The organism is Aromatoleum diolicum, assembly GCF_012910955.1.
GTDB classification, from domain to species: domain Bacteria; phylum Pseudomonadota; class Gammaproteobacteria; order Burkholderiales; family Rhodocyclaceae; genus Aromatoleum; species Aromatoleum diolicum.
In genome coordinates, this window is the sequence record NZ_WTVQ01000075.1 from 1 (window position 1) to 12,596 (window position 12,596).

At 66.8% G+C, this 12,596-nt stretch carries 12 protein-coding genes and 1 pseudogene; 1 reads left to right on the forward strand and 12 read right to left on the reverse strand.

Going from position 1 to position 12,596, the window contains the following annotated elements; genetic code table 11:
• The 7 genes from GPA25_RS22990 to GPA25_RS23020 all read right to left on the reverse strand — a co-directional run.
• On the reverse strand, positions 1-737 hold a 737-nt coding region (locus tag GPA25_RS22990; RefSeq protein ID WP_211163320.1), incomplete at its 3' end, for a VWA domain-containing protein.
• The gene (locus GPA25_RS22995; protein WP_169262734.1) at positions 653-1,666 is read right to left on the reverse strand and encodes a VWA domain-containing protein; all 1,014 of its coding nucleotides are present in this window, start codon (positions 1,664-1,666) and stop codon (positions 653-655) included. The genes GPA25_RS22995 and GPA25_RS22990, both read right to left, overlap by 85 nt.
• Entirely contained in the window at positions 1,663-2,145 is a 483-nt protein-coding gene (locus GPA25_RS23000; RefSeq protein WP_169262735.1) for a DUF4381 domain-containing protein, read from the reverse strand. Before GPA25_RS23000 ends, GPA25_RS22995 begins: the two co-directional genes overlap by 4 nt.
• Positions 2,146-2,160: 15 nt before the next feature.
• Positions 2,161-3,114 (reverse strand): DUF58 domain-containing protein, encoded by a 954-nt coding sequence (locus GPA25_RS23005; protein ID WP_169262736.1) that lies wholly within the window; start codon positions 3,112-3,114, stop codon positions 2,161-2,163.
• A gap of 58 nt (positions 3,115-3,172) precedes the next feature.
• Positions 3,173-4,147, reverse strand: coding sequence for an AAA family ATPase (locus GPA25_RS23010; protein WP_169262737.1), 975 nt, complete (start codon positions 4,145-4,147; stop codon positions 3,173-3,175).
• A gap of 196 nt (positions 4,148-4,343) precedes the next feature.
• Positions 4,344-5,513, reverse strand: a complete 1,170-nt coding sequence (locus GPA25_RS23015; protein WP_169262738.1) for a hypothetical protein — start codon at positions 5,511-5,513, stop codon at positions 4,344-4,346.
• Complete coding sequence (locus tag GPA25_RS23020; RefSeq protein ID WP_169262739.1) at positions 5,510-6,262, reverse strand: polyprenol monophosphomannose synthase; 753 nt, start codon at positions 6,260-6,262, stop codon at positions 5,510-5,512. The genes GPA25_RS23015 and GPA25_RS23020 overlap by 4 nt, the downstream gene beginning before the upstream one ends.
• Positions 6,263-6,421: 159 nt before the next feature.
• Here GPA25_RS23020 and GPA25_RS24120 point away from each other — a divergent pair.
• Positions 6,422-7,888 (forward strand): annotated as a pseudogene (locus tag GPA25_RS24120) (glycosyltransferase); the annotation flags it as partial.
• Positions 7,889-8,500: 612 nt separating this feature from the next.
• On the opposite strand, the gene GPA25_RS24125 reads toward GPA25_RS24120, so the two are convergent.
• The 5 genes from GPA25_RS24125 to GPA25_RS23045 all read right to left on the reverse strand — a co-directional run.
• Positions 8,501-9,676: a glycosyltransferase family 87 protein gene (locus GPA25_RS24125; RefSeq protein ID WP_343035051.1), complete on the reverse strand. Its 1,176-nt coding sequence runs from the start codon at positions 9,674-9,676 to the stop codon at positions 8,501-8,503.
• A 56-nt stretch (positions 9,677-9,732) separates the two neighbouring features.
• Positions 9,733-10,557 carry a cytochrome c biogenesis protein CcsA gene (gene ccsA, locus GPA25_RS23030; protein ID WP_169262741.1) on the reverse strand — a complete coding sequence of 275 codons (825 nt, stop codon included), beginning with the start codon at positions 10,555-10,557 and terminating at the stop codon, positions 9,733-9,735.
• Positions 10,554-11,390 (reverse strand): tetratricopeptide repeat protein, encoded by an 837-nt coding sequence (locus tag GPA25_RS23035; protein WP_169262742.1) that lies wholly within the window; start codon positions 11,388-11,390, stop codon positions 10,554-10,556. The genes ccsA and GPA25_RS23035 overlap by 4 nt, the downstream gene beginning before the upstream one ends.
• Positions 11,391-11,398: 8 nt before the next feature.
• Positions 11,399-12,334 (reverse strand): formylglycine-generating enzyme family protein, encoded by a 936-nt coding sequence (locus tag GPA25_RS23040; protein ID WP_169262743.1) that lies wholly within the window; start codon positions 12,332-12,334, stop codon positions 11,399-11,401.
• 11 nt (positions 12,335-12,345) lie between these two features.
• A partial coding sequence (locus tag GPA25_RS23045) for a formylglycine-generating enzyme family protein (protein WP_169262744.1) occupies positions 12,346-12,596 on the reverse strand: 251 nt, incomplete at its 5' end.

Consider the following 12,596-nt stretch of genomic DNA (forward strand, 5'->3'; position numbering starts at 1 on the left):
AACGCGGCGGGAGGGGGGGCCGTGCTGGCGGTGATCCACAGCACGTCGCGGGTGGTGGCGCCGCTGCGCAGCAGGAGGTCTCGGGCCATGCGCAGCGCGCGTTCCGGGCGCTCGCCGGTCTGCGGCATGACGTCGGCGGAGAACTCGGGCACCAGCTGACTGAGGGTGGTCGCGTCGGTGGTGAGCGGAGCAACGAGGTAGGGTTCCTCGGCATACACGATCAGCGCGGTCTGGCCGTCGGGCATCGCGCGCAGCAGGTCGAGGAGTTTCAGGCGGAGGTGCTCCAACCGCAGTCCGGCCGGGTCCCCTTCGGACAGTGTCGGAGACAGATCGACGACCAAGGCGCGCGCGGCTTCGCTGCGCAATGCGAGCGCGGTCTTCCCTGGGAGGGCGGGACCGGTCAGGGCCAGCACAGTGGCGAGCAGGCCGGCTCCGAGCAGCACCAGCGCGCGGCGCCGGCGCTGCGGGGTGCCGGGCGTGGTGAGATGGGGTAGCAGGTGCGCGTCGACGACGGCGTGCCAGCCGGTCGAGTGGTCTAGCGGCGCACGGGCGAGGCGCCACACCATCAGGCCCAGCGGCAGCAACGCGAGGAGCCACAGCGGACGCAGCAACACGACTCCGCCAAACACCAGAGAGATGTCGTCGCCCGCGCTCATGCCGTTGGTCTCGCGGCGCCGCGGTGGATCCGGCGCAGGGCCGGCACGGTGCTGAGGATCAAAGCAAGGGCGAGCGGCCACGGGTAGAGTTCCCGCGCCGGACGCACGACCGCGCTGCCCTGATCGGCGGGCTCCAGTTCATCGACGAGTCTGTAAAAGGCCGCGAGTGCGTCGCTGTCGGTGGCGCGCCGATAGGTCCCGCCGGTCTGCGCGGCAATCTTGCGCAGGGCGTCTTCGTCGAGGTCCGCGGACGGGTTGCTCTCGCGATCGCCATTGCCGGTAACGATGGGCGTGTGTTCCGCGCCGATGCCGACCGCGTGGATGCGCAGCCCTTCGCGTCGGGCGATCCAGCCCGCTTGCGCGGGTGTGAGCGTGCCGGCGGTGTTGGCGCCGTCGGTCAGCAATAGCAGTACCCGCGAGCTGTCGCCGAACTCGCGCAGGCGCCGGGTGGCCAGCGCAATGGCGTCTCCAAGCGCGGTTTCGCGGCCGGCGAGGCCGACCCCGGTGTCGGCCAGGGCGGCCTGCACGGCATGCAGGTCGTAAGTGAGCGGGGTGTGCAGATAGGCCTGGCTGCCGAAGACGATCAGTCCGATGCGGTCGCCATCGCGGCGCTGGAGGAAATCGCGCGCCAGTTCGCGCGCAGCATCCAGGCGCTCCACCGGCTGCCCGTCGAGACGCAGATCGCGGCTCGCCATGCTGGCGGAGACGTCGAGGGCAATCATCAGGTCGCGCCCGCTGACGGGGAGTTGCTGCGGGTCGCCGAAGCCTAGCGGCCGTGCGGCAGCAAGGATGAGCAATAGCCAGACGCATGCGGCAATGCGGAGATCGCCACGGGGGCGGATGCGCCGTGGAGCTTCCGCGCTGGCTGGCCCGGCGGTGTCCGAGGAAACGGCGAAGTCCGCCAGCGCGGGGACGCACAGGGTCATGCCGGTTTCGGTCGGCGGCAGCCAGCGGCGCACGAACCACGGCAAAGGCAGCAGCACAAGCATCCACGGCCAGGCGAGAGTCATGGGGCGTTGGTCCGTAGCCAGTGACGTGCCAGGGTGAGGAGCGCGGCGATATCTGCTTCGTGTTCGTGAGGGGCAACGTCGGCAGGGCGATAGGGCAGGGATGCGAGCTGGGCACCGGGGCCATCGGTGAAGCGGCCTGCGCCGCCGTGCCGGTCGAGAAACTGCAGCCAGTCGGCACCGATGAGTCCGGCTGCACCGGCTTGCGGAAAGCGCCACAGCGCGTAGCGGCGAAGCAGGCGCGAGATGCCGCGCGCAAGCAGTACGTCGTCGCCTTGGTGCGCGTGGGTGTGCGCCAGCGTGTCCAGTTCGCGCAAGGCGGCGCGCAGTGGCCGCTGGCGAGCGCGTCGCCGAGCAATCCACAGCGCGGCGCCCAGGCTCAGGGCCAATGCGACGAGCCACCAGCCGGGAGGCGGTGGCCACAAGCCCGGAGGGGGCGGCAGGTGAATGTCGCGCAGCTGGTCGAGTGAAGGCGATGGCATGCCGTGGCAGGGAGATCAGGCGTGGGTGGCCGACTGCGGGCCGCACTGTAGCCCGAGCAGTGTGCGCAACGCCAGCAACGGGTCGTCATCGGTGGCAAGCGGGATCATTGCTGCGCCTAGGCGTCGCGCCAGTGACGCGAGCCGGTCGCGACGCGCGCGGAAGGGGGCGCCATACGCGGCACGCGCCGCGGCTGTCCGCAGATCGAGCGTTTGCTCGCCCTGCGCGTCGCCGATGCGGTAGATGCCGGCCGGGGGCGGGGTCGCTTCGAGTGCATCGAATACCTGGATGAGCGTGAGTCGCGCGCCGCTGCGCAGTTGCAGGAGTTCGCGTTCCGCGGCTGCATCGAGCGCGTGGAAGTCGCTGAGCAGCACGACCTGTGTGCCGGGGCGCGCCGCGCGGGCGAGCGCGCGTAGCGGGGGGGCGAGACCGCCCGCGGCGCTTGCTTGCGGAGCCGTGGGGCTGCCGGCCGTCGGGCCCGTGTCGGCGAGGTGGCGGAGCAAATCCAGCGCGCCGGCCTCGCGCCCGCGCGGGCGGACGTCGCGGTGCGTCCGGCCATCCCACACCACGCCGCCGATGCGGTCGCCCGCGTCGACCGTGGCCCAGGCCAGCAGCGCCGCAGTACGCGCGGCAAGGACGGATTTGAAGGCGACGCGGGTACCGAATCGCATTGTCGGTCCGAGGTCGATGAATACCAGTAGCGGGCGTTCGCGCTCCTCGTGGAAGCATTTTGTGAACGGCCGCCCGCGCCGCGCCGTGTGGCGCCAGTCCATGCTGCGCAGGTCGTCGCCGGGCTGGTACGCGCGGACTTCGGCGAAGTCCATGCCGCGTCCGAGGGGCGTCGCGCGATGCGTACCGGCGCCGTCGCCCGTCACGCCGCCGCGCCGCAACATGCCGGCCGCGACCCGCTCGCGTTGTGCGATCAGGTCGCGCAGGGTGGGCGCAATGGCGCTGGTGTCGGCGGCAGTCATTGCGCGGCGCGTCCGTCTCGCCCGTGCACGACCGGCTCCCGGGGGCGTGACGCCACGCTCACGGCACCGGTACGCGCTCGAGGAGCGCGGTGACGAGCGTATCGGACGTCAGGCCTTCGGCCTGGGCTTCCCAGCTCGGCAGGATGCGATGGCGCAGCACGTCCGGCGCGAGCGCCTGGATATCGTCGGGCGAAACGTAGTCGCGGCCCTGCAGCCAGGCGCGCGCACGCGCGCAGCGGTCGAGGGCGATGGCGCCGCGCGGACTGGCGCCGAAGCGCACGCGGCCGGCGAGATCAGCGCCGTATCGTTCGGGCACGCGCGTCGCGGCCACCAGCTGCACGATGTATTCCTCGAGGTCGGGGCTCAGATGCAGGTCGAGCACCGCATGCCGCGCGGTGCATACCTGAGCTTGCGAGACAATGGGGGCGGGCGTCGTGGCGGTCGGCGCATCGAGGGCGGCGCGTGCTTCGTCGCGCGCGAGGCGCAGGATGTCGCGTTCGACGGACATGTCGGGGTAGCCGACGCGCACATGCAGCAGGAAGCGGTCGAGCTGTGCCTCGGGCAGCGGATAGGTCCCTTCGTGCTCGATCGGATTCTGCGTCGCCATCACCAGGAACAGGCTGGGCAGCGGAAAGGTCGTCTGGCCGACCGTCACCTGACGCTCGCCCATCGCTTCCAGCAAGGCAGACTGTACCTTGGCGGGGGCACGGTTGATCTCGTCGGCGAGCAACAGGTGGTGGAACAGCGGGCCGCGCTCGAAGTGGAAACTGCCGTCCTGCGGGCGGAACACTTCGCTGCCGGTGAGATCCGCGGGCAGCAGATCGGGTGTGAACTGGATGCGGTGGAAGTCGGCGTCGATCAGCGACGCCAGTGTGCGTGCCGCGCGTGTTTTCGCAATGCCCGGCGGCCCCTCGACGAGGAGGTGGCCGTCGGCGAGGAGTGCCACCAGAAGGCGCTCGACCAATTGCGTCTGTCCGAGCACTTCAGCTTGAAGTGCGCACTGCAGTTTTTGAAAAGCGGGATCGAGGGTCATCGGCCAGGACGTCGGCAGTCCGGTCTGCGGACGGCGGGAGCAGCAAGGGGAGGGGTGTGAACTTTCTCGGCAGGCACAGAACGTCGTCTCTTCAAACCGTTCCAGGAGCAATCGGGCGAATTGTAACGCAGGGGGGTTACCCAAGCGGCCGTGCGGCAACGCGTTTCGCGATCGGGATATCCCGGTGCGCATCGTCTCACTGTGGGGTGTCCGGCTCTCGGGGACGGTATGCGAGCCAGGCGAGCGCTGCGAGCATTGCTGCAAAAAGAAAACCGCCCTGATTCTGTACCAGCCATCGCATGTCGACGAATGTCCGCCAGTCCGCCGGAATTCCGCCCCAGACCATCGGGAGCTTTCGAAGCCACCAGATCGCAGCGGGCAGCACAACAGCGAAGCCTCCTATGAGAATCACCCATTCCCGCTGTTCGCGTATGGTGATCGTTGGCCGGATGGTCAGTGCAAGTGGAATCAGAATCAGGCAGTCATATTCCTTGAGACGCGGCAGGAGCAGGGCCGTACCTGCAATCGCAACCAGGGCCTGTGTCAGCGGTGTGGGCGAGCGGGCCACTGCGCGTAGCGTCAGCAGCCCAATCGCGCATACCCAGACAAGGTAGGCCGCCGCAATCCATGCCTTGCCTCCCAGTTCCAGGCCGCTTTTCCGGATCAGCATCGAAAAGCCGAAGCCAGGCACATCATTGGCATGATGAACGGCGGTGCTCAGCCATTCCGCAAAATGCGCGGGATACAGAAGGGCGTCGCTGGCATACCAAACGCCAACGATGCCCGCACCGATTGCCGGCATCAGCACGTCACGACGCAACAAGAAGGGGACAAGCAGATACGCTGCGTAGAGCGGTTTGAACGGAGCCATGACGGTGGTGAGCACGGCGACCGGACCCAAATTCGTCGCATTGCGCCAGATCAGCCAGATGAGCAGTCCATAAAACGGGACGCCCATGTTGCCGGACACCAGCTCCGAGACGAACACGCCGGCTCCTGGCGCAAGAAGGAGCAGCGGGAGTGTCCGGAGCGAGTTGCTCAACCGGTAAGTGACGTGCAAGAGGAGCAAGACGCCCGATGCGTATGCGAGAACATACCCATAGCTGAGCGCAAGACTGCCGAGCCGCGACGCCATATCGGCGAGCAGCCGTGTTCCGGCGTAAGGATAGGTGTGCGGCAGAAAATAACCTGCGCAATCGCCGACGAATTGGTAGGGGGAGCCGTTTGCCAGAGTGGTTTCGATGGCGCAGCGATAGACGGTCCCGTCCCAGAAATAGGCTTGGTGTTCCAGCAGGAGCGAAAACGCGAACACGCCCCCCGGGATCGTACACAGCAGCACAAGAAACGGCCGGCGCAGGGCGCTCATCGTGCCTGCGTCGCGCATTCGGTGGGTACTGTCCGCGGGCTACGGTTCATGACGGCCCAGCGGGCAAACTCGACTATTTCCTTGCGCCCGAGTTTCGATTCGCCAAGCTTGCGGTCGGGGAAATGAACGGTGACCTCCCGGATGTCCGCCCCGGATTGGGTCGCGTTTTTCAGCAGCGCCACGAGGAATACGTAGCCCTGCGCCGTCACTTCGCCGTACGCGGTGTTTTTCAGTGCGGATGTCCGCCAGGCGCGAAATCCGGCGGTGCAATCGCGGACCGGGGCGATGCCCAGCCAGTGACGTGCAACCAGATTGCCGCACCAGGAAAGGAGCCTGCGGCGCCAGCCCCAGTCGCACGGGGTGCGGTTTCCGTCGACGTAGCGACTGCCGATCGCGAGGTCGGCGCCGTCCTCGATTGCCGCGACAAGGCGCGGCAGATCCGAAGGCGCATGGGAAAAATCCGCGTCCATCTGTATCACGATCGCCGGCGTGTCGGTCGTCAGTACGTGATCCAGTCCACGCACATATGCCGCGCCCAGTCCGGCGCGCGGCCCGCTAAGGAGTGACACGCCCGGCAGGCGTGTCGCACAGTCGAGCACTTCCGTCGCGGTACCGTCGGGCGATTCATCATCGACGACCACGACTTGCACAAGCCAGCGCGGATTCGCGAGCGCGGCGAGCACCTGTTCGATGAGGCGCCCGACATTGCCGCGTTCGTTGTACGTAGGAATGACGACGGCGATTTTCATGTGGTATTGCCGCGCAGCTGATAGCGGCGAACCGCCTCGTGCCCGAATCAGGTCAATCGGGCGATTCGCGACACTGCCGCGCAGGATGCAGCTGCGGGACGCGTAGAATACAGCGGTAGGCTCCCTAAATCCAGACAGATCCATGCCAACGTCAACCGCATGCAGCTCTCGTTAGTCATTCCGGCGCGTAACTGTGCCGACGCGCTCGGACGATTGCTCGACTCGCTCGTCGGACAGCGGCTGGAAGGAATCGCGGGGTGCGAATTCATCGTTGTCGATGACGGCTCGACGGATTCGACGGCCGCAGTGCTCGCCAACTATCCCTGGCTGCGTGTGCTGCGGCTTGAGCGATGCGCAGGCGCGGGTGCGGCGCGCAACGCCGGGGCGCGGGTGGCGCAGGGCGACCTGCTGGTGTTCCTCGACGCGGACACCCGCATTCGAGAGCCGGACTTTCTCTCGCGATGCGTCGAGTTTTTCGAGACCAAGGACGACTACGACGCATTCTCGGGCTGCTACTACGATGTGAATCCGGGTGGCGGCCGCTTTGCCCGATATCTCGATTGCTGCGAGGCTGCGATGCGCAGCGGGGGGCTCGACCGTCCCGCCCCGGGGGGGCTTAGCGGCTCCGTCTGCGGCATCCGGCGGGCGGTCTTCATGAGCCTCGGTGGGTTCAGCGAGCATCGGCAGGTCGCGCTCGAGGATCCCGAACTGGGTTGCCGCCTTTCGGCGGCAGGACACAAGATCTGGCTTTCCGGGGACTTGCGCGTCGAACACGGGCAGCCCGATTGCATGCACTACGTGCGCGAACTGGTGCCCAGAACTCGCCATTACGTCCAGTTGATCCGGCGCTATCGGATCTTCAATCCGATGATGGGTGGGGCGCGCGAAGGTTTGGGAAGGGGATGCCTGATCCTCGGCGTGCTGTTTTCCAGCTTCGGGATTGCGATGCCGCAACTTGCGGTGGCGGGAGCGCTGCTACTGGGCCTAGCAGGGTGGCATTCGCAGCGCCTCCTTCGCGAACTCGTGTGCAGGCAGGGGGCAGCGTTCGTCCCGTGGGCTCTCGCTTTTCACGTCGCGACCAGCATGGCGATCGTCGTTGGCGGACTGCTCGCGCTCAGGGATATCACCCTGCGCGGATTGCGCAGCACACTCATCGATCTCGCGGTGCTGTGGGCCTATCTGCGCAGCTTATTATCACCCGGCTCGCCCGGTTATCTGATCCAGTTCCTGACGCATCGCTGCAACGCCTACTGCGGCCACTGCTTCGACATGCCGCAACGGCAGGCTATCGGTCGCGAGGCCGAAATGGACCTAGCGCGCATCCGGCGGCTGGCCGCGAGCGTCGGGCCGCTGGGCCACCTTTCGCTGACTGGAGGCGAGCCGCTGTTGCGCGACGATCTCGCGGAGGTCATCGCTGCCTACTATCGCGCCGGGGTGCGTTCGTTCAGCGTGTCGACCAACGGCTCCTATCCGGAAAAGCTCGCCCGGCTGCTCGAACGCCTGCCCGATGTCGCGCGATTCGGGCGGATCATGGTGACACTGTCCGTGGATGGGGTGGGGAGCGAACACGATCGACTGCGTCGCGTCCCCGGGCTGTTTGCGAAAGTCGAGCGGTCCCTGCGGCTTCTGTGCGAGGCGCGCCAGTGGCTGCCGCAGCTGCGCGTACATGCCTGCGTCGCGGCAACCGCGGAGAATGCGGGCGCGGTTCCAGTGGTCGTCGGGCATCTCCAGCGCTTCCGGCTCGATCAGCTGGAACTCACGCGCTTGCGTGGCAAGCCCGCAGACCGTTTGCTCGGCGGCGTAGACGAAGCAACGTACGCGCGCCTGAGCGCCTGTGTCGCAGCGGCGAACGGCACGGCGGCGGGACTGTCCCGGCTGTTTGTTCTGCTCGATCGCGCGATGTTTTCGATCGTGCGTTCGCCGCAGCGGTCCTGGCCCTGTGGCGGATGCCTCGCCGGGCGGCGGCTGGCCGTGATCCAGGCGGACGGCACTGTGCTGCCGTGCGAGATGATCCGCGATGTTCGGCCGGAGGTCGCGGCCGAGCACGACAATTTCATCATCGGCCGCCTGTCGGATCATTCGGACGATCTTCGCGCGCTGCTGCGCGGCCGCCAGGGCCGGCGCATCACGGACTATATCCGCGACTCGCAGTGCCGCTGCTCGTTCGAGTGCGCGATTTTCGCGACGATGGCCTATCGGCCTTGGACCTTGCCGCGCTTTCTGGTGCGCGGCGCCTTTTCAGGACGGGGCTCGCGCGTCGCGCTGAAGGGCGGCCAGGAAGCGGTAGAGCGCGAGGCCAAGGAGGGCGGCCAGAATCCACGGCGCGGCCAGGAAGGGAAGAGCCTTGGCGAGTTCCTTCACCCCGAGCAGTGCCGCAAGCCCGCCCGCGAGTACCCAGTATTCCTCGCTTCCTGCGCCGTGGCGCCGCATGTCCGCCCACAGCCAGGCAGCGGCCGGCACGATCAGCACGAGGTCGTATAGAAAGGCCAGCGGCAGCGCTAAGGGTGTTGCGAGGCACAGCACCGCGGCCTGCAGGTCGTGCGAGTCGGGATGCTTGCTGCCGCGCCACCACACGCCGACGACGAGCGCCAGCATCAGGGCGCTGACGGCATATTGGACGAACCACGCCTGATCCAGCGTCATGCCGGCGAGGCGCGCGGCGGACCACGCCGTGGTCATTGCTGGTAGCGCGAAGGCCCCTACCGAGAACCCTTCGATGTGGAACAGGCTCGTGCCGATGAAGGCGAACCATGGATCGTCGCCGAGCACGAGTACGCTCAGTGCGATCGGCAGGAGTACGCTCAGCGTGGCCGCGCCGAAGGCGCGCCAGTGCCTGCCGGCGAGCAGGGCGAACGGGACCAGCACGCCGAAATGCGGCTTCACACTTGCCAGGCCGATGAGTACACCGGCGCATATCGGGCGGCTGCGCAGCAGCAGCAAGCCCGATCCAAGCAGGCCCGCGGTCAGGAATCCAGTCTGCCCGTACATCACGTTGAAGAAGGCGGGCGGCGCGGCCAGGGCGAAAGGCAGGCCGAGGCCGCCGGGCAGGATCTTTCGCAGGGTCAGCAGGTAGGGCAGGGCCGTGACGCCCAGCCAGCCTGCCCACGCCAGCAGATAAGGCAGGTACGCGAGCGGGATCACCAGCAGGATGAAGGTCGGCGGATACATCCACGGCGCGAAGCCGACAACGCGGGCCTGCTGGTCGGTGATGTCGCCATAGATCCTGCGCGCCGCCTCTTTGCCCGCGGCGACCATCGTGCGCTGCATGTACACGAATTCGGCCGGCAGTTCGCGCACGACGATCGACGCGGCGTAGGTGGGGGTGAAATCCGTGAACAGCGGTGTCTCTCCGCGTGCCGCGTCGTGGTATCCGCCGGCGATCTTGGCGCCGACGAAGATCGCGTACCCCAGCACGACGAGCCACAGCAGGGCGCGCAGAACCTTGTGGTTCCGCGCCTGCAGCGGCGCGCTCAGATCGCCCCCTTGTGCAGGGCGGTGGACACGAACGGAATGCCGAAGAAGGTGAAGAAGGCGACGACGAAGGTGCCGGCAATCAGGGCCGCATTGGTCAGAGGCGGTGTGCGGAACGACGCGCGAACGTGCAGCGTCAGGCCGATCGCCAGCCAGGTGACGAGGGACCACACCTCGAGCGGATCCCACGACCAGTACCGCCCCCAGGCATCCTGCGCCCAGATCGCGCCGGCGACGATGCCGAGCGTGTCGAAGATGAGCGCAAGCGCCATGCAGCGATAGGCGGTTGCGTCGAGTTCCTTGTCGCCCGGCAGACGCTGCAGCGCAGCGGTGCCGAGGTTCAGCGCGCGGAAGATCGTGATCAGGCCGATGCCCAGCGCGACGAAGGCGGCGCCGAGGAAGATCTTCAGGAAGGCGATGTGAATGTACAGCCAGATCGTGCGGTAGGTCGGCGGCAGCGATGACTCGTCCATCGGGATCAGGATCATCCAGCCCATCAGCATCGTCACAACGGGCAGCACGAAGGCCGCGAAGGCGCGCACGCGGGGCAGCAGGATGTAGCCGATCCACACCGCGGCGACGAGCCCCCAGACGTTGGCCGATAGCATCTCGAAAGTGTTGATCACCGGTAGATGCCCGATGCGCATCCAGCGTGCACCGAATGCCATAGTGTGTACAACCCATCCGGCAATCAGCAAGGCGAGGATCAGGCGCGGCCAGTCGCGGCGGAAGACAACTCCGATGATCGCGGTCGCGGTGGCGACGCTGTAGGCGAGCACCGAGGCCCAGAAGGCGATCAGTTCTAGTTGAAGGAGGTCTGTCATTCTTTCTTGAACATCTCGATCTTGTCGGCGTGCTTTATCTCATATTTCTTCACGCCATCCTTGTCTTCGGTGCCGGAAATCGGCATTTTCACGCCCACCCCCTTGCCGTCGCGTTGCAGTTCCGCCTCCGTGAAACCGGGCGGAATGCCGCGTGTCGGGCCCCACGGGCCGCGTCCGAGCTTCGACTCCCATTCCCAGATCGCCGAGCGCGCCTGCGCGACCTTCCGGCGGAAGGGATCCTTGTCGGATACCACATGAAGGTAACTGCGCATGCCACCGAGCGCGGACTCGAGGTCGCCCATCGCTTCCGATGCCGTGGCGTGGCCAAAATAGGCCTCGGCGCGCAGCGGATCGCGGTCGATGGCGGATTCGTAGTAATCGCGTGCCTCGCTGAAGCGCTGGCGCTGCATCATCACGTCGCCCATGAGATGGAAGGGCTCGGCGTTCCTGGGGGCCAGGTACATCGCCTTGAGCAGGGATTCGGCGGCCCCGTCGGGCTGTCCCTTCTTCAATAAATCGCGGGCAAGGCCGATCAGGGCGTCGACCGTCACCCGGCGCACTTCGCTCAGGTGGCCCGCCGGATCCTTCTCGGGGTCGACGCTGAGTCGGCTGTCGGCCTCCGGCGCCGACTCCTGTGCTTTCTCGGCGCTGAAGCCGATCGGGCGGTGCGGGGCGATCGACGGAAACTGCGAGGCGTCAGCATGCGGGCTGCCGGTCTCGACGCCGCGGCCCGGCACCAAGGACACGATGGTGGCGAGCAGTGCGATCGAGAACGGCACGGCGAGGATTGCGCCCCGGCGGTAGTCACGCCCCTGCGCAGGACGCGCGGTCATCGGGGCCGTCATTTTTCTGCAATGACCCGGGCCGTTCCGGCTCTCAGGTGCTGCGCGACGCTCGCCTCGTCGACTGCGAAGCGCGTGCCGAAACAGATGAACCCACCATCCGGGCGGTGGAGAGTGCGCGAATAGATGGACATGCCCATGGCGTGGGTGGACCAGCGCCCCCCCTTCAGAATCCTCATCGGGTGGGTGATGTCGGAACCCGTGGTGCCGCTTTTCGGCGGTGCGGGATTGCGCATGCCATCCTTTAGCGCCAGGTCATGGGGATTGTTGTACCAGTCGGCCACATGCTCGAACACGTTGCCGCCCATGTTGTAGAGCCCGTAAGCCGAGCGGCCGTTGGCGAAGGCGTCGACCGGGGCGGGACTGCAGCCCGCGTGCGACTTGAAGCCGGCGAAGGTGTCGTCCGGGTATTCGTCGCCCCAAGGGAACATCCTGCGGTCGGCGCCACGTGCCGCCTTGACCCATTCCATTTCCGTGGGCAGCCGAAAGCCCAGCCATTGGGCCAGCTCGGCCGACAGTTCATTGGAGAGGTGGGTCGCCGGAAGGTCCTGGTCGGGCGCCTTTAACGTGTAGCCGTTCATGGCGTTCCCGGTTACTGCACAACCCTCGGTTTCGCCCGCGTACGTGCTGCGGCGCTTGAGGTCCGGTTGTTCGAGGAAGCGTTTCAGATCGCGTGCACGGGCTTCGAACTTGGCCATGTAGAAGCCGTCGAGCCAGACTTGGACATCGCGGTAATGCTTGCCATTCACCGGTCGCTGGTTGTCCAGGTAGTCGACGTTCTCGACCCCGTACCAGAAGTTGCCGGCGGGGATATGTACGAACTCGACGCCGTTGATCACGACCTCTTGGGGAAGAGGCGTGGAGGAGGGCTCGGCGAATGCAAGCGCGGAACTGATTGTCGCAAGAATGATTGCAGCGTGGCGATGGAACCTCATGGCTGTTGTCCTCACTCCTCGCGCACGATGCGCAGCCCGATGAGATCGAGCGTGTCTTGTTTGGGATAGCGTCCGCGCATCGTGCAACGGGTCTGTACGAATTCGGTACGACGGCTCCCGCCGCGGATCACCGCCTTGTCCAGGCCTGCGCTGTTGCGGGGGTTGAACAGGCTGTGGCGGGTGTAGCCGTCGGAGATGTAATCGTCGGCCGTCCACTCCCAGACGTTGCCGAGCAGATCGGAGAACCCCGCCCCATTGGCAC